Origin of the sequence: Posidoniimonas corsicana, from assembly GCF_007859765.1 — a bacterium.
Classification (GTDB): Bacteria; Planctomycetota; Planctomycetia; order Pirellulales; family Lacipirellulaceae; genus Posidoniimonas; species Posidoniimonas corsicana.
In genome coordinates this window covers 420,145-434,741 of record NZ_SIHJ01000003.1, presented here as the reverse complement: position 1 = coordinate 434,741, position 14,597 = coordinate 420,145, and the positions used below count along the sequence as shown (strand labels likewise).

The window sequence follows — 14,597 nt, the reverse complement described above, 5'->3', positions numbered from 1 at the left end:
GGATGCTGTCTTTGCTGCTTGCCCAAGCGCCCGCCGCTCAGCCCCCCACCACGCAACCGGCCGCCCCCCAGCCGCCCGCCGCCCCGGCCCAGGCCGCGGCGAACAGGCCGCCGGTCTCCGCCGAGGAGGCCGCCGTCGACGCGGTGAAGGAGAACCTGCTGGCGCCGCCGCCCGGCGTGTCGAAGGAGGCGTACAACGAGTTCATGACCCTCAAGTGGACCCGGCTCGACGCGGGCGAGTGGACCGAGATCGTCACGTACTACGCGGTGCAGTGGGGCGCGCGCATCGGCCTGGCGCTGATCGTCTTCTACATCGCGTGGACGCTGGCGGGCTGGGCTTCGATGGCCGTGGACCGCACCCTCGGCCGGCTGAAGTTCGACGCCACGCTCACCAAGTTCCTCTCGCGGCTGGTCCGCTGGCTGGTGCTGCTCTTGGCCGGCCTTATGTGCCTGAGCTACTTCGGCGTGCAGACCACCAGCTTCGCCGCGCTGATCGGCGCCGCGGGCCTGGCGGTCGGCCTGGCGTTCCAGGGCACGTTGTCCAACTTCGCGGCGGGCGCGATGCTGCTCCTGTTCCGCCCCTTCAAGGTGGGCGACGCGGTGAACGTGGCCGGGCAGACCGGCGTGATCGACGAGATCTCGATCTTCACCACCGCGATGGACACGTTCGACCACAAGCGGATCATCATCCCCAACGGCGAGATCTTCGGCGCGGTGATCGAGAACATCACCTACCACTCCTACCGCCGCTGCGACGGCGACGTCGGCGTCAGCTACTCGGCCGACATCGACCAGACCCGGGCCGTGCTGGAGCAGGTGGCCGCCAGCATCGAGGGCGTGTACCCGGGCAAGGACCCGGCGGTCGTGCTGATGGGCCTGGGCGCTTCGAGCGTCGACTGGTCGGTCCGCGTGTGGGCGCCCACGGCCGACTTCCTGACCATCAAGCAGCGGCTGCTGCGCGAGATCAAGGTCCGGCTCGACGGCGAGGGGATCGAGATCCCGTTCCCGCAGATGGATGTGCACATCGATCAGCCGAACGCGGCGTAGCCGGCTGTTGAGGTCCAGCCTTCAGGCTTTAGGGTGGGCCGATAGGCCACCGCCGAATGAGCTGGCCAGCTCGCCAATGGTGGACGTACGCTGCGCTGCCGGCCACCACGAGTTATCACTCCACCAGTCCGCGCAGTATGTCCAACCGGTTCGGCGGAGCAGACGGCGATAGGAAATCAGGGATAGTTTGGGCGGTCCTTCTCGGCCGAGAGAGGAATTCCACCGGCCATTCTGTCACTCGCTCCTGTGCGACGTGAATGAACTCCCCGGGAGCTGGTTCATCGAGGTACTCACGCTGCAGCACCAGCGCCAGCACCTCTTCGGCTCCGGCGGTTTGCTGACAAAACCGGTGCGCTTCATCATAGCTTCCAAACGAGTAGTAGTAGTCCGAGCCATTACATTCATCCGCGGCGCCCTTCGCCGGGTAGCACCACACCCGGTACTCTAGCACTTCGTCCCACACGTACCCGCCGCCAGCCTTGGCCAATGCGGGATACGTGCCGACGGCGTCCGGGTCTAGTACGGCAGGTGGATTCATCGCAAGTCCTCCATTTATTGGATGTAGGGTGGACCGATAGGCCCACCGCCGAATAACCTGGCCAGCTCGCCAATGGTGGGCGTACGCTTCGCTGCCGCCCACCCTACTTGGCTGTTGGAGTGCACCCCTCCGACGAATGCGTTGGCGAACTTGCAAATGGTGGGCGTACCTGCGCTGCCGCTCACTCTACGACTTTCGAGAGGGAACGATCCTCGATGCCGTTTCGAGTCGACATCCGGTTCTTGAAAGAAACAGAACGCAAGCTAGGCGTTATGTTCCCGCCGTCGTACGTAGTTCGAATCGTGAAAGCCAATGGCGGGGGAGTTGAGGCTCCGCCAGATGTATGGCTGCTGTACCCAATACTTGATACCAGCGACAAAAAACGCCTCAAACGCACATGTAACGACGTCGTACGGGAAACAGAGTCGGCAAACGAGTGGCCCGATTTCCCTCCCAGCGCCGTTGCAATCGGTGGTAACGGCACTGGTGACCAGCTTATCTTTCTGCGGCAGTCGAGTGATCCGTCCCTACTAACACACGAAGTCTACTGGTGGGACCACGAGACAGGGGCAGTCGAAAAGGTGGCGGATGATCTTGGCGACCTTCCTGATGCCTAGATGTGTTGGATGGGTTAACAGCCCACCGCCGCTTAAGGCCGTGAATTCGCCAACGATGGGCATCCGCTTCGCTGCCGCCCACCCTGCATGACTACGCTCGCAAGGGCGCCGCCGCGCCACGCCTAGGCATCCTGCCCGCCGCGGCTTTCAAACCGGAAGGCAACCCGCCTGCCCCACGGGTGATCGACCTCGTCCTCGCGGTACTCTCCGGCGGCGTAGCCGCTGACCGTCCGCCGCCAGAAGTGGATTGCCCGTGTGTGCGTAGGCCAGGTCACCACTTCCCAACTGCCCGGGTGCGCATCGAACCCTAGCACGGCGGCCCTCTCGGCGACTTTCCGCCCGCGGTGCGCGTGCAGCACGAAGAACTCGTGCACAACAAAATCGGCGTCGATGCCGGCCGGCAGGCTCGACCGCGCCGCGACCAGGTTGAACCCGGCCGGGCGACCGTCAACCAGTATCAGGTAGGGGAACAGCGCCGCCGGGTCGGTCCACCAGCGGGCGGTCTCGTGCTGGGTGTGTTCGGCGAGCGTCGGCAGGCGGTCGCCGCAGTCGAACAGGCCATGGCGGTTGGCCACGAAGCTCGCGTCGAACTCAGAGACATCGTGCCGGTAGAGGGGCCACAGGTTCTGGACCACGTAGGCGTCCTGCCGGTCGGTCAGCTTGAGCTCGACGTTCATCCGCGGATTCCTGTGACGGCCGCGAGGCTGTCCGAGGCTACGCAATCAGCTTCGCGATCTTCCGCCCGGTCACGCTCAGCGGCAGCTCGCTTAGCTCGGCGGGGTCGATCCACCGCGTGGGGCTGTCCGCCGTGGAACGCAGGCGGCCGCCCGAACGCTGGGCGGTGTAGCAGTCGAGCGTGATGCGGTGGCGGGTGACGCCGTGCTTGAGCGTCTTGAGGTGCGACGCGCCGCGGACCTGAACGCCGGTCTGCTCGGCGACCTTCTTGGCGAGTTCGTCCTGCGCGAACAGCGGCCCTTCGCTCTCAACAGCGAACCTTGGAAAATCCCACAGGCCGCTCCACCGCTCGCCGGGTCCGCACTGGCGGACCAGCACCTCGCCCCCCTTGAAGACGACCACGGCGGCCTCGCTGACGTCGATAAACTTCAGCTTCTTGGTGGTGGGCTGCAGCAGCTCGACCAGGCCCTGGCGGTTCGCCTCGCACTGACGGGCGAGCGGGCACGCCTGGCAGTTGGGCGCCTTGGGCGTGCAGACCAGCGCGCCAAGCTCCATCAGCGCCTGGTTGAACCGCGAGGCGCCCTGCTGCGGGACTAGCTCTTCGGCCACGCCCCACAGATACTTCTGTCCCGCGGTTGACGTGGGGTCGCCGCGGTACGCGGCCAGGCGGGTGAACAGCCGGATGGTGTTGGCCTCGAGGATCGGCGCCGGCAGGTCGAACGCGATCGACGCGATCGCGCCGGCCGTGTAGCGGCCCACGCCCGGCAGCTTCTGCAGCGCCGCCACGTCGCGCGGGAAGCGGGATTCGTGCTCGGCTGCGAGAACCTTGGCGGCCGCGTGCAGCCCGCGGGCGCGGCGGTAGTAGCCCAGGCCCTCCCACAGCCGCAGCACCTCCTGCTCCGGCGCGGCGGCCAGGTCGACGACCGTGGGGAACGCCTCGAGGAACCGGGCGAAGTAAGGTTTGACGGTCTCGACCTGCGTCTGCTGCAGCATCACCTCGCTGAGCCAGACGCGGTACGGGTCGCGGTTCTGCCGCCAGGGGAGGTCCCGGGCGTGCTCGGCGAACCAGTCCAGCAGCCGCCGGCGGAGGGTCCGCAGCCGGGCGGGCGTGAAAGGCGGGGCGTCTTCCGTGACGGGCATCGTGCGCAGTAGGTGCGGGTTCGGCGTGGGTCTGTCTGCTAGCATGCCAGAGCGGGGCGCCCGATGGAAGCCGCTGGTCGGCGACAGTCCCTAGCCGATGAGCTACGCCTCGGCGGGGAACCCGGTGTGGAGCTTGCTCGTCAGGAGCATCGGCTCCGGGGCATCCGGCGAGGCGTAGCTCGCCGGCTAGAGAGTGCTGCTATCGCCATTGCAGGCTTTCGCGTAAGGTCGCTAAAGTAGGCGGGTTGTAACGCGCCGGTTGGCGCCAGCCTTGGAAGGAGCCTTTCGTGTTTGTTTGTGCCTCGACGGAGTGTTTCCCGGAACTCAGCCCCAAAGAGACGCTCGCGCGCCTCGTCGACCTGGAGTACACAGTTGTCGAGCTGGCGATCCACGAGACCGACGGCTGGCTCAAGCCATCGGAGGTGCTAGCAGACCTGGAGCGGGCGGTAAACCTGTGCCGCGAGACGCACCGCATGTCGGTGGCCGCGCTGTCCATCAACATCGAGGCCGAGGGCGACGCGTACTACGAGCAGTTTGCGGCGTGCTGCAAGCTGGCCAAGGCGATCAAGGTGGTGACCATGGTGGTGCCGTCGGCCGAGCTGGGCGCCCCGTTCAACGAGGAGGTGGAGCGGCTCCGCAAGCTGTCGGCCATCGCCTCGCTGGAGGGCGCCGTGGCCGCGCTCAAGACCCAGGTCGACCGCATGAGCCAGGACGTCGACACCGCGCAGATGTTCTGCAACAACGTGCCGGGCCTGAAGCTGACGCTCGACCCGAGCTGCATGATCTTCGGCCCCAACCAGAACCGCGGCTACGACAAGCTGATCGAGCACGTGCAGCACGTGCACCTGCGAGACACCAGCAAGAACGAGCTGCAGGTCCGCGTCGGCCAGGGCGAGATCGACTACGGCAAGTTGGTCAGCCAGCTGAACGCCGCCCGCTACAACCGCGCCCTGTCGGTCAACATGACCCCGATGGCGGACGTCGACCACGAGGGCGAGATGCGGAAGATCCGGTTGCTGCTGGATAGCTTGCTGTAGAGTAGTCAGCGCAAGCCACCTACTAACTAAGCCCCCACACCCGTGGCCAAGCACTACAAACTCACTGCCAAACAGATTGCACCGCTAGCAGAGGGATTCGGCGGATGTATCGCTACCGACTTGATCACGGTGGATGGCAAGCGAGTCAACTTCATGTACCGGGAAGCGACGGACCGCGAACATGACAGCGGCTGGAGGTTCATGTCGGGCTTTGAGTCCGACGAGTACATGAACGAGCCAACTAATCACGGCATCTACGACGTCAATACAATCGCCAATTACGATCAGGACATTATCCCATTCTTGGGCGCGCCGGTCGGCTCTGCGTACGAGAGGAATCAACATAACGGCGCGTTCGAGGCCGTTGAGTTTGGCCCGCCTGAAGACTGATTACCTACGCGTGTCGGCGCGACCCCCGACTGAGAAGACCCCAGCGATGTCCTCGCTGGCCGCGTAACTCACAGCACTCGCATTGTTTCAGCACACGGCAACGGGTCGTCGTGCATGTCGCGGGCAGACATCAGCCCACCAGGCCGAGCCCCTCCAGCCACCCGTACTTGTCCCAGTCGACCCAGGACTCGACGAGAGCATCTCCTTCGTAGCGGTCGGTGTGCACGCCGGTCCAGCTGGTGGTCTTGCCGGTCGGCTCGTAGCCCGCAAACGGGCCCGTGTGATTGGCGGTCATCTTCCACCGCGAGCAGACGTAGTCGCCCTCTTCAACCTGCTGCAGCACCTCCATCCGCACGTCCGAGAAGCCGTTGTGGAATTCGGTGACCAGCGTCTTCCACTCCGCCAGCGACTTCGCCGAGGCGCCGCCCCCGGCGTCGGGCATCTGGTGGTTCATGTACCCGTCCGACAAGAAATCGGCGGCCTGATGAACCGCGTTGTCCCCCCAGAGCTCCAGGAGCTGCTTCGACGTGGCTTTGTGGCTCGCAGACATGTGAGACCCCTTAGGTTAGAGAAGGCGCAACCCGCGGACGGTAGCCGGTTTCTCCCACGGCCACAACCATCTCCAGGGGGGTGACGGGGTTAACGCCAGACCGGGATGCGCGTCATGTGGCCACATGATTTGCTCACCTGGGACTCACACCGAGGGATCCGAGCGTTCTCTAGTGATTTCCGCTGCCGGAATCCGTAGACTGCAGCTCGTTGATCGGGGTGTTCCTCACAGCGTTCACCAAGGCGTCACACAGGGGCCCCGCCAACGCCAAGCCCCGAACGGCAGGCAGGCAAACCAAGCGTCCCTGAGGCCCGACCGGTGATCACGACGTCAAGGCTTAGACTCCGCTGGCCGCGTTTCCGCACCCGCACGCTGCTGGCGGTGATGACCGTGCTCTCGATCGGGTTCGGCGCCGCGCTCTACCTGTGGCCCTCGCCGCGGGCGTCGACGGCGGTCGTTCCGGTGCTGGGGCCGATCACCGACGGCGGCAAGACGACCGCCCTGCCCCCGCCCAGCGACGCCGAGGTGATGCGGGCGTTGCAGCGGGCGCTGCCCCGGGGCGCGAAGGCCCCCACCATGAACGTCCGCATCGTGCGCGAAAAGGTGGCCGACTACGTGGACCCGGTGCGGGTGTACCCGATGATCGGACCCGGGCAGCAGCACCACGCGCACTACCGGTGCTCGATCTACTTCAGCCGCGGCGCCTACCGCCCCGACGGGCGGTACATCATCACCGTCGACCACAACCACCTGCACATGGTCGGCGAGGAGACGCCCAGCCTGTAGGCTCGGCGGGCGACGGCGCACCACGGGCTTCGCGCTGTAGCGGACGATGCCATGCGACTGAGATTCAACCTCCGCGCGTTACTGCTGGTGGTGCTGCTGGCCAGCCTGCTGTCGGGTTGGTTTGCGCTGCAGCTGGCCGACGCGCGGCGGCAGGCGCGGGCGGTCGAGCGGCTGCAGGAGCTGGGCGGCACGGTCTACTACGACTTCCACCACTACGTCGACGACGACCTCGGGGGCGTGCTCAGCGGAAGCCGCAAGCCGCAGACCTGGCGGTGGGCCCGCCGGTGGGTGGGCGACGACTACTTCAACCGGGTCTACTACGTGAGGTTCGTGGAGGAGACCCCCATCCCCCAGCAGCCGGGCTTCATGCACTTCCTGGGCCCGGTCGCCACCCCCACGCCGCTCAGCCGCGAAGCGGACCGTCACGTGGCGCTGCTGCACAACCTGCCCGACCTGCACACGCTCGATCTGGCGTCGACCACGGTGTCCGAGGAGTCGATCCCGGAGCTCGCCAAACTGACCAGCCTGAAGCTGCTGTGGCTGCCCACCGACTTCCCGGCCGAGGGGCTCGAACGGCTGCAAGAGCTGCTGCCCGGGTGCGACGTGCATCGCCGCTAGCCGGCGTGAAAACCAATCCGTCGGAATCCGGCAGCCTGCCCCGCCTACCGGATTGCTCGCCCCACCCGACCTGCACCGGAATCGCTGTTTCCCGAGAATCGGGCGGCGCCCTGATCGGGGCGCACCCCGTGCCGGTGGTGGTCACCCGATCAGCCGCTTCACCGGCCCGCAAAGCGGAGGAACCTGCCGCGGGGAGCGGGGTTTATCATTGCAGGCCACGTGGAGGAACCGGCTAGCTGGCTCAAGGCCGCCCCGCCACCTAAACTGGTAGGGCTGGCGGGACGCGTCCCGCCGGGCGCACCCCCTGCGACAGCACCCACAGCCACCGCGCGGCCCCCACGCCGGAGACCCCTTTGTCGATCAGCGACAGCACGATCCAGCGCTACACGCACGCCGACCCGGACGTGCGGCTGATGCTGCGCGTGCGCGACGACGACGCCGCGGCGTTCGAGGAGTTGATGCTCCGCTACCAGAACCGGCTGGTGTCGCTCATGGCGCACCTGACCGGCAAGCGGGACATCGCCGAGGACCTGGCCCAGGACGTGTTCCTGCGTGTGTACCGCGCCCGCAAGCGGTACGTGCCGGGATCGAAGTTTTCCACCTGGTTGTTCACCATCGCCAACAACGTGGCGTCCAACGCGCTGCGGACGCTGTCGCGCCGCAAGGAGGTGAACGTCACCGCCAAGCCGGACGACAGCAGCTTCAACCCGGTGGTCGCCTCGGCGACCGCGGCCAGCGCGCTGATGCCAACCCGGCAGCTCGACAAGTCGGAGATGCAGGAGGCCGTGCTGGCGGCCATCGACACCCTCAACGAGCGGCAACGCCTGGCGGTGCTGCTCGCCAAATTCGAACACATGAGCTACGAGGACATCGGCGAGGTCATGGAGATGACCCCGCAGGCGATCAAGTCGCTGCTGGCCCGCGCCCGCGGCAAGCTCCGCGAGGCGCTGACGCCGTACGTCGACCACGGACAAAAAGTAGACGGCTAGCCCAGCCAACCGCACCCCCTAATACTCACCACCAACCACCAACAGCTACCCCGTCATGTCTTCCCCCTCCCAATCCGACGACGCGTCTCGCGAGATGCTGGTCGCGTACCTCGACGGCGAACTGTCGCCGGAGGAGGCGCGCGACGTCGAGCGTCGGATCAGCGAGGACCCCGAGCTGCGTCAGGAGATGCAGTCGCTGGAGAAGGCGTGGAACGCGCTGGACGACCTGCCGAAGTCGACCGTCGACGAGGACTTCTCGCGCACCACGATCGAGATGGTCGCCGTCGAGGCCCAGCGCGAAGTGGCCGAGCTGACCGCGGCGATGCCGGTCACGCGGCGGCGGCGGTGGTGGGGCGTGGCCCTGCTGGGCGCCGCGGCGGCGGTTGCCGGTTTCCTGATGGTCCGCGGCTTCGTCTCGACGCCCGACCGGCAGCTGGTGCAGGACCTGCCGGTGCTGTGGGGGATCGAGCCGCTGTCGCAGAACGCCGACGCGCAGTTCCTCACCCTGCTGGCCAGCCGGCAGCCCGACCTGGTGCAGCGGCACGGCTGCTGCCAGGTGCAGGACGACGCCGCCGAGTGGACCAAGATCGCGGGCGAGAGCCGCGCCCAACGACGCGCCCGCCTCCGCGACCTCTCCGGCGTGGACCAGGACCGCCTGAAGACGGCCGAGCGGCGTTTCCTGTCGCTCTCCGAAACGCGGCAGCAGGCGCTCCGCGACCGGTACGAGTCGATCGCCCAGGCGCCCTCGCAGACGCCCGACCTGCGCCGGGTCGCGCTCGCTTACGCCGACTGGACCGCCGGCCTGACCCCCAACACGCAGTTCGAGTTGCGTCAGATTGCGGACCCGGAGGAGCGGGTGGACCGGGTTGCGGACCTGCGGCGGCAGGAACTCGCCCGCGCCCGCCGCGACCTGACCACCAGGGACGAGGCGCGGCTCCGCAAGGCGATTGCCGAAGTCGCCCAGCGCCCCGGACTCAACGACCTGTACGCGGAACTTCGGCGCGGAAGGAATCAGCGCCTCGACGCGTGGGAAGCGCGTGGTGGCACAAACGAACCGCGCCACGCCCGTGAGTTCCGCAAGAAAGTCCGCGAGTGGAGCGACCGGTTCGACGCGGCGATCGAGAGCCAGCCGGCGCTGCGGGTCGCCATGATCCCCCAGGTGGCGTTCGGCGGCGACCGCAACGGCGGCGGCAGGCCCTGGCCCGGCATCCGCGACGAGCTCCGCGACCGCGCCCGCGAAGAGTGGGCCGAGATGGAGCCGCTGCTCACCAGGAAACTGGGGGAGCCCGTGCTCGAGGGGCTGTCGGACGACCCGCCCGAGCGCCGCGCGTCGAAGATGCGGCAGTGGATCCTCAAGCTGGCCTCCGATGACATCAACCCCAGCAGCATGGAGGGGTTCTTCACTAGCGACGCGCTGACCGACAAGGAACGGATGGAGCTGCTCGCCCTGCCTCGCAACGAGATGGACGAGCGGATCCGCCACCTGTACGTCGAGCGGCAGCTCGGCGGCGTCGACCCCCGCACGCTGGAAGAGATGACCCGCGCCCTGGGCGGGCGGGACGGCCGCGGACCCGATGGGCGGGGCCGGCCCGACAAGGACCGCCGAGGCCGCGACGATCGGGACCGCGACTCCGACGACGACCGCCGCGGCCCGCCTAAGGATCCGCGCGGCGAGCGATGAGCCCCGCCGCGTAGCCGACCACGTCGCCCCGCTGGCGGACCAGCCGATCGTACGCGTCCCATGCGCCGCTGACGCGGGCCAGCTCGAGCGGCGTCGGCGCCCCCGGCGGCAGCGGGAAGTCGGCGGGCACAAGCTTGGTCAGCTCGCCAAGCGCCTCGCCGCCGCGGCCGCAGCGGGCGAGCAGGTTCACGTACTCCTCGACGCAGGCCGGGCGGGCGTACTCGTCGGCGTGCTTTGCCTGGCGGCGGAAGTAGGCGACCGCCTGGTCCACCCCGTCCCCCAGCACGGCACGCAGCCACAGCAGGTGCGCGGTGTAGGCGTCCTCGAACGGCGGCGGCTGCGGGAAGCGTTGCGACTCGTGCAGCCGCGCGCCGTAGTCGGCGAGCCGGACCGCCTCCTCCAGCAGCGGGCGGTCCTCCATCAGCCGTGACCAGCGGACGGTCGACCCGAGGTGCGAGGCGTCGACGTGCGAAGACTCGTGCTCGAACAGCCACGGCCGGCCCTCGTACCACTCGGCGAAGTCGTCCCCGCTGGGCGGCGCGCCTTCCTGCCGCTCGATGTGCGCGGCGATGCTGTCACGCAGATCGCGGTGCAGCCAGCCCACGAGCACCTCGGCGCAGCCGCGCAGCTCGTCAGTCTCCAGGTAGCCGGCCAGGCCGTCGAGCGTGGTCACCGCGTTGCAGGTGCCGGACTGCTCGAGCAGCCAACGGAACCCGAGCGCCGGGTCGGCGCCCTCGTGCAGCGCCAGCTGGATGAGCTCCTCGCTGTCGTGCTCGGTAGGGGTGACCCCGCGGAGCGCCGCCGAAATGCGCTGCTGCTCGCCCGCGGCCTTGAGGTACGGCCAGGCGTCTACGGGGCGGCCGGCGGCGATCAGCCCCTCGCCCGCTTCGACGCACGCCTCGTGGTACGCCTTCTCCAACTCATCCCGCACGGCGGCCGAGCGGTCGGCCAGCAGCGTGCAGTCGATCGGCAGGCCCAGCCGCAGCCGCGCCTGCATCAGCCGGGCCTCGAACAGCCGGCCCCAGTCGCCGGCGGCAGCGCAGCGTTCGGCGAACTGGGCGAGCAGCTCGCCGGGCTCGTCGGCGTAGGCTTGGAGGTGGGCGAAGGACTCGTTGGCGTCGGGCACGGGCTACTCGGCGGGGTGGAGGACCCCACCAGGATAGGCGCCCGCGGCGGCCGTGACAAACGCGGCGGTCTAGTGCCGCACCAGCCGGATGTACGAGATGCCGACCTTCTCGACCGGCGTGTCGCCCAGCGTGGCGTTGGCGGCCTCAAACACCCGCTCGCGGAGCTTGGTCAGGTTCGGCTCGGCCAGCTCCTCGTTCGACGTGCTGCGGATCGCCAGCAGCACGTCCTGCCGGTACGCGTGGTCGTTCTCCGCCAGCTTCTGCTCGATCTCGGCCAGGCGGTACCGGACCGCGCGGCCGAACAGTTCCACGTACACCTCGGTGGTCTCGCTGTTGGCCACGTCGCGGGGCAGCGTGACGTGGAAGTCGCCCAGGCTGACCTCCTCCAGCCGCGACTGGATGGCGTCGTTGCGGACGCGCTCGATCATCGCGGCCGGGTCGTAGCAGCCTGCTACGGCCGGCAACAGCAGCACGCAGACCAATCGGGCCGCCAGGCTGGTCGTCATGATCGTTGGATCCCGTCTGTTCATCAGCACTACCGGCGGGGCGCGCCGGGCGCCCGCCTGCCGGGCAAGGATAGCTCGCCGCGCGGCCGGGCGGCGACCTAGCCTTGAGAACATCTTTCCGCCCCACTGGAACGCGTCCACCGTGACCGACCGCCGCTACAACCCGAACCACCCGGACCGCCGCCCGCTCCGGTGGGGCGCCGTGCTGTCGTGCGTGGCGGTGCTGGCGGTGCTGGCTGGTTGCGGCGGCGATGCGCCAGTGCAGTTCACCATCAACGAGCAGGAGATGGGCCGCATCGCCGAGGAACTGGTCGAGATCCCGCTCGGCCAGTACGAGGTCCCCGTGCCGGCGCCCTACGCCGACGACAGCGCCCAGACCCGCTACAAGACCGCGCTCCTGTTCCGCTTCCGCCTGGACGCGCTCGTCGAGCCGCACGAGAGCGGCTCGACCGCCCGGCTGATCGACCGGAACAAGAACTCGCTCCGCGACCGCGTGATGACCACCTGCCGCAACTCCAGCGTCAACGAGCTGCTCGACCCCCAACTCACCGCCTTCCGCGCGCGGGTGCTCGACGAGATCCAGCCGCTGTTCGAGGGCCACTTGGTCCGCCGGCTGGTGATCACCGAAGTGCTCACCGACCCGATGTAACCCCTGCCGACCGCCATGCGATACCGAGCGTCCGCCCTCTGCTTGCTGTCCTGCCTGCTGTCGTGGGCGCCCCCTGCGCGGGCCGCCGAAGAAGCGCCGCCCGAGGAGCCCGGCCTGGTCGGCTTCGAGCTCGGCTCGTTCGTGCTCCGCGAGTACCAGCCGCTCGAAGACGTCACGACCCGGCTGATCTTCACCGTGCACGCCAGCGTCAGCGAGCAGATCGCCACCGACTTCTCGAAGCTGCTAGCATCCCGCACGCACCGCGTCCGGGACCAGGTGCTGACCGCCGCCCGGCTGGCGTCGAGCGAGGAGCTGCAGGACCCGGAACTCCGCATGCTGCGCCGCCGCATCCACCTGCGGCTTAAGCACTCGCTGCCGGAGCTGGACATCGCCGACATCCACCTCAGCGAGTTCCAGCTTTACCGTGACTAATGCTGGGCGCGGCCTCTATTTCGCGCTCCTTCGACGTTGACGCTTTTTGGCGAACGGCCTAATCTCCTGGCCACTCTGGCGGAGCACCGCCGCCACAAGCCCGGACCCCGCTTTCCGGCGACCCAACTACCGACCACCAAGGGGAGCATCCCATGCCCGTCCCAATGCTTGATGTGAACCGTCAGAACCAGCCTCTGATGGACGAGATCACCGCCGCGATCACCGAGGTCTGCACCACCGGCGCCTTCGTCAAGGGCCCGGCCGTCAAGCAGCTCGAGCAGAACGTGGCCGAGTACTGCGGCGCCGAGCACGCCGTGGGTTGCGCCTCGGGCACCGACGCCCTGCTGGTCGCGCTGATGGCGTTGGAGATCGGCCCCGGCGACGAGGTGATCCTCCCCAGCTTCACGTTCTTCGCCACCGCCGGCAGCGTCTGGCGCGTCGGCGCCACGCCCGTGTTCGCCGACATCGTGCCGGGCACCTACAACCTCTCGCCCGAGGACGTGGAGCGCCGCATCACGCCGCACACCAAGGCGATCATGCCGGTGCACCTGTTCGGCCAGGCCGCCGACATGACCGCCCTCAACCGCATCGCCAAGAAGCACGACCTCTACGTCATCGAGGACGCGGCCCAGGCGATCGGCGCCACCGAGGCCGGCAAGCGGGTCGGCTCGCTCGGCACGATCGGCTGCTTCAGCTTCTACCCCACCAAGAACCTGGGCGGCATGGGCGACGGCGGCATGATCACCACCGACGACGCCGAGCTGGCCCACAAGATGCGCATCCTCTGCGACCACGGCCAGGACCCCCGCTACTACCACCACATGGTCGGCGTCAACAGCCGCCTGGACACCATCCAGGCCGCGGCGCTGGGCGTCAAGCTCCGCTCGCTCGACTCCTACGCCGAGGCCCGCGAGAAGCACGCCTTCCGCTACAACGAACGCTTCAAGAAGCTCTCGCTGTCGGACGTGATCGGCGTGCCCGGCGTGGCCCAGGGCCGCCGCAGCGTCTGGAACCAGTACACGGTCCGCGTCGAGAACGGCCAGCGCGACGCGCTGCAGCAGTACCTGGCCGAACGCAAGATCGGCTCGGCCATCTACTACCCGGTGCCGCTGCACCTGCAGGCGTGCTTCGCCGAGCTCGGCTACCAGGAGGGCGACCTCCCGCACACCGAGCAGGCCGCCCGCGAGGTGCTGTCGCTGCCGGTGTTCCCCGAGCTGACTAAGGCCGAGCAGAGCGAGGTGATCGACGCCATCGCCGCGTTCGCCGCCCAGGCCCGCACCGGCGCCAAGCGCGACGCCGCCTAACGCCGGCCCCGCGCAGCAGCAACGTGAATCCACGAGCCCCCGGCTTCGGCCGGGGGCTTTTTTGTTGCGCTGCTCCCCCGGCGAACGCCGGGGGCTCGTGGCGACACGAACGCTGCACGCGAATCTTCAGCCCCGACGACACCCTCCGCGTCTCTCTGCCACCTCTGCATGCCACCCGGCTAGTAGACGAGGTTTGCGCCAAAGCCCGGAGTCTGGCCGCGGCGAACCTGTTCCGACCACCGATCAAGCTCATCGCCACCCGACTTCCAGAAGTTGCGGCACTGATCGAAGTACGCCAGCACCGCGTCGCTCTCCCCCCGCTCTAGCAACCCTAAGGCCAGCGACATGTTGGGGCCGAACGATCCGAGGTTGGGCGAGCCCTTGGTCTTGCCCGACTCTGCCAGGTGATGCTTGGCGCGCTCGGTGTCACCCATTGCAAGGTCACAAAGCCCCAGCACCAAGTGGGCGTAGTGGATCGCATTGCCGTCGTTGCGGAAGAACTCTGAGATCCG

General features: G+C 68.0%; 18 protein-coding genes. 11 read left to right on the top strand and 7 right to left on the bottom strand.

Annotated elements, in window-relative coordinates; all coding sequences use genetic code 11:
• Positions 1–2: 2 nt before the first annotated feature.
• A complete protein-coding gene (locus KOR34_RS21160) occupies positions 3–1,046 on the top strand; it encodes a mechanosensitive ion channel family protein (protein ID WP_146567978.1) in 1,044 nt (347 codons plus the stop codon).
• Between the two features lie 115 nt (positions 1,047–1,161).
• Here the strand turns inward: KOR34_RS21160 and KOR34_RS21155 are convergent, their stop codons facing one another.
• Positions 1,162–1,584 (bottom strand): GCN5 family acetyltransferase, encoded by a 423-nt coding sequence (locus KOR34_RS21155; protein WP_146567976.1) that lies wholly within the window; start codon positions 1,582–1,584, stop codon positions 1,162–1,164.
• Positions 1,585–1,799: 215 nt separating this feature from the next.
• Between KOR34_RS21155 and KOR34_RS21150 the strand changes: the two genes are divergently transcribed.
• Positions 1,800–2,201 carry an SMI1/KNR4 family protein gene (locus KOR34_RS21150; protein ID WP_146567973.1) on the top strand — a complete coding sequence of 134 codons (402 nt, stop codon included), beginning with the start codon at positions 1,800–1,802 and terminating at the stop codon, positions 2,199–2,201.
• Positions 2,202–2,323: 122 nt separating this feature from the next.
• Here KOR34_RS21150 and KOR34_RS21145 read toward each other — a convergent pair whose 3' ends face one another.
• Together KOR34_RS21145 and mutY are read right to left on the bottom strand one after the other, a co-directional pair.
• Positions 2,324–2,878: a GNAT family N-acetyltransferase gene (locus KOR34_RS21145; RefSeq protein WP_146567971.1), complete on the bottom strand. Its 555-nt coding sequence runs from the start codon at positions 2,876–2,878 to the stop codon at positions 2,324–2,326.
• 37 nt (positions 2,879–2,915) lie between these two features.
• Entirely contained in the window at positions 2,916–4,016 is a 1,101-nt protein-coding gene (mutY, locus tag KOR34_RS21140; RefSeq protein ID WP_146567969.1) for an A/G-specific adenine glycosylase, read from the bottom strand.
• A 287-nt stretch (positions 4,017–4,303) separates the two neighbouring features.
• Between mutY and KOR34_RS21135 the strand changes: the two genes are divergently transcribed.
• Both KOR34_RS21135 and KOR34_RS21130 read left to right on the top strand, forming a co-directional pair.
• Positions 4,304–5,053 carry a sugar phosphate isomerase/epimerase family protein gene (locus KOR34_RS21135; protein WP_146567967.1) on the top strand — a complete coding sequence of 250 codons (750 nt, stop codon included), beginning with the start codon at positions 4,304–4,306 and terminating at the stop codon, positions 5,051–5,053.
• 42 nt (positions 5,054–5,095) lie between these two features.
• Positions 5,096–5,443 carry a DUF2185 domain-containing protein gene (locus KOR34_RS21130; protein ID WP_146567965.1) on the top strand — a complete coding sequence of 116 codons (348 nt, stop codon included), beginning with the start codon at positions 5,096–5,098 and terminating at the stop codon, positions 5,441–5,443.
• Between the two features lie 130 nt (positions 5,444–5,573).
• On the opposite strand, the gene KOR34_RS21125 is transcribed toward KOR34_RS21130, so the two are convergent.
• Positions 5,574–5,993 (bottom strand): ester cyclase, encoded by a 420-nt coding sequence (locus KOR34_RS21125; RefSeq protein WP_146567963.1) that lies wholly within the window; start codon positions 5,991–5,993, stop codon positions 5,574–5,576.
• A gap of 318 nt (positions 5,994–6,311) precedes the next feature.
• Between KOR34_RS21125 and KOR34_RS21120 the strand changes: the two genes are divergently transcribed.
• The 4 genes from KOR34_RS21120 (at position 6,312) to KOR34_RS26895 (ending at position 10,067) form a co-directional block, all read left to right on the top strand.
• On the top strand, positions 6,312–6,779 hold the full coding sequence (locus KOR34_RS21120; RefSeq protein WP_146567961.1) for a hypothetical protein: 468 nt from the start codon (positions 6,312–6,314) through the stop codon (positions 6,777–6,779).
• Positions 6,780–6,830: 51 nt separating this feature from the next.
• Entirely contained in the window at positions 6,831–7,397 is a 567-nt protein-coding gene (locus tag KOR34_RS21115; RefSeq protein WP_146567959.1) for a hypothetical protein, read from the top strand.
• A gap of 353 nt (positions 7,398–7,750) precedes the next feature.
• Positions 7,751–8,386 (top strand): RNA polymerase sigma factor, encoded by a 636-nt coding sequence (locus KOR34_RS21110; protein ID WP_146567957.1) that lies wholly within the window; start codon positions 7,751–7,753, stop codon positions 8,384–8,386.
• A 55-nt stretch (positions 8,387–8,441) separates the two neighbouring features.
• Positions 8,442–10,067 (top strand): anti-sigma factor family protein, encoded by a 1,626-nt coding sequence (locus KOR34_RS26895; RefSeq protein WP_197531639.1) that lies wholly within the window; start codon positions 8,442–8,444, stop codon positions 10,065–10,067.
• Here KOR34_RS26895 and KOR34_RS21100 read toward each other — a convergent pair.
• Together KOR34_RS21100 and KOR34_RS21095 are read right to left on the bottom strand one after the other, a co-directional pair.
• Positions 10,042–11,193 (bottom strand): hypothetical protein, encoded by a 1,152-nt coding sequence (locus tag KOR34_RS21100; RefSeq protein WP_146567955.1) that lies wholly within the window; start codon positions 11,191–11,193, stop codon positions 10,042–10,044. The genes KOR34_RS26895 and KOR34_RS21100 overlap by 26 nt on opposite strands.
• Positions 11,194–11,262: 69 nt before the next feature.
• On the bottom strand, positions 11,263–11,700 hold the full coding sequence (locus KOR34_RS21095; RefSeq protein WP_146567953.1) for a hypothetical protein: 438 nt from the start codon (positions 11,698–11,700) through the stop codon (positions 11,263–11,265).
• A 142-nt stretch (positions 11,701–11,842) separates the two neighbouring features.
• Here KOR34_RS21095 and KOR34_RS21090 point away from each other — a divergent pair, with 142 nt between their 5' ends.
• The 3 genes from KOR34_RS21090 (at position 11,843) to KOR34_RS21080 (ending at position 14,085) form a co-directional block, all read left to right on the top strand.
• On the top strand, positions 11,843–12,349 hold the full coding sequence (locus KOR34_RS21090; RefSeq protein WP_146567951.1) for a hypothetical protein: 507 nt from the start codon (positions 11,843–11,845) through the stop codon (positions 12,347–12,349).
• Positions 12,350–12,364: 15 nt separating this feature from the next.
• Positions 12,365–12,781, top strand: coding sequence for a hypothetical protein (locus tag KOR34_RS21085; protein WP_146567949.1), 417 nt, complete (start codon positions 12,365–12,367; stop codon positions 12,779–12,781).
• Positions 12,782–12,933: 152 nt separating this feature from the next.
• Entirely contained in the window at positions 12,934–14,085 is a 1,152-nt protein-coding gene (locus KOR34_RS21080; protein ID WP_146567946.1) for a DegT/DnrJ/EryC1/StrS family aminotransferase, read from the top strand.
• Between the two features lie 179 nt (positions 14,086–14,264).
• Here the strand turns inward: KOR34_RS21080 and KOR34_RS21075 are convergent, their stop codons facing one another.
• Entirely contained in the window at positions 14,265–14,519 is a 255-nt protein-coding gene (locus tag KOR34_RS21075; protein ID WP_146567944.1) for a hypothetical protein, read from the bottom strand.
• Positions 14,520–14,597 lie beyond the last annotated feature (78 nt).

Excerpts from the sequence above, each read along its gene's own strand:
- KOR34_RS21160 (WP_146567978.1), top strand. The coding sequence starts at position 3 with ATGCTGTCTTTGCTGCTTGCCCAAGCGCCCGCCGCTCAGCCCCCCACC.
- KOR34_RS21155 (WP_146567976.1), bottom strand. The coding sequence starts at position 1,584 with ATGAATCCACCTGCCGTACTAGACCCGGACGCCGTCGGCACGTATCCC.
- KOR34_RS21150 (WP_146567973.1), top strand. The coding sequence starts at position 1,800 with ATGCCGTTTCGAGTCGACATCCGGTTCTTGAAAGAAACAGAACGCAAG.
- KOR34_RS21145 (WP_146567971.1), bottom strand. The coding sequence starts at position 2,878 with ATGAACGTCGAGCTCAAGCTGACCGACCGGCAGGACGCCTACGTGGTC.
- mutY (WP_146567969.1), bottom strand. The coding sequence starts at position 4,016 with ATGCCCGTCACGGAAGACGCCCCGCCTTTCACGCCCGCCCGGCTGCGG.
- KOR34_RS21125 (WP_146567963.1), bottom strand. The coding sequence starts at position 5,993 with ATGTCTGCGAGCCACAAAGCCACGTCGAAGCAGCTCCTGGAGCTCTGG.
- KOR34_RS21115 (WP_146567959.1), top strand. The coding sequence starts at position 6,831 with ATGCGACTGAGATTCAACCTCCGCGCGTTACTGCTGGTGGTGCTGCTG.
- KOR34_RS26895 (WP_197531639.1), top strand. The coding sequence starts at position 8,442 with ATGTCTTCCCCCTCCCAATCCGACGACGCGTCTCGCGAGATGCTGGTC.
- KOR34_RS21095 (WP_146567953.1), bottom strand. The coding sequence starts at position 11,700 with ATGACGACCAGCCTGGCGGCCCGATTGGTCTGCGTGCTGCTGTTGCCG.
- KOR34_RS21085 (WP_146567949.1), top strand. The coding sequence starts at position 12,365 with ATGCGATACCGAGCGTCCGCCCTCTGCTTGCTGTCCTGCCTGCTGTCG.
- KOR34_RS21080 (WP_146567946.1), top strand. The coding sequence starts at position 12,934 with ATGCCCGTCCCAATGCTTGATGTGAACCGTCAGAACCAGCCTCTGATG.
- KOR34_RS21075 (WP_146567944.1), bottom strand. The coding sequence starts at position 14,519 with ATGGGTGACACCGAGCGCGCCAAGCATCACCTGGCAGAGTCGGGCAAG.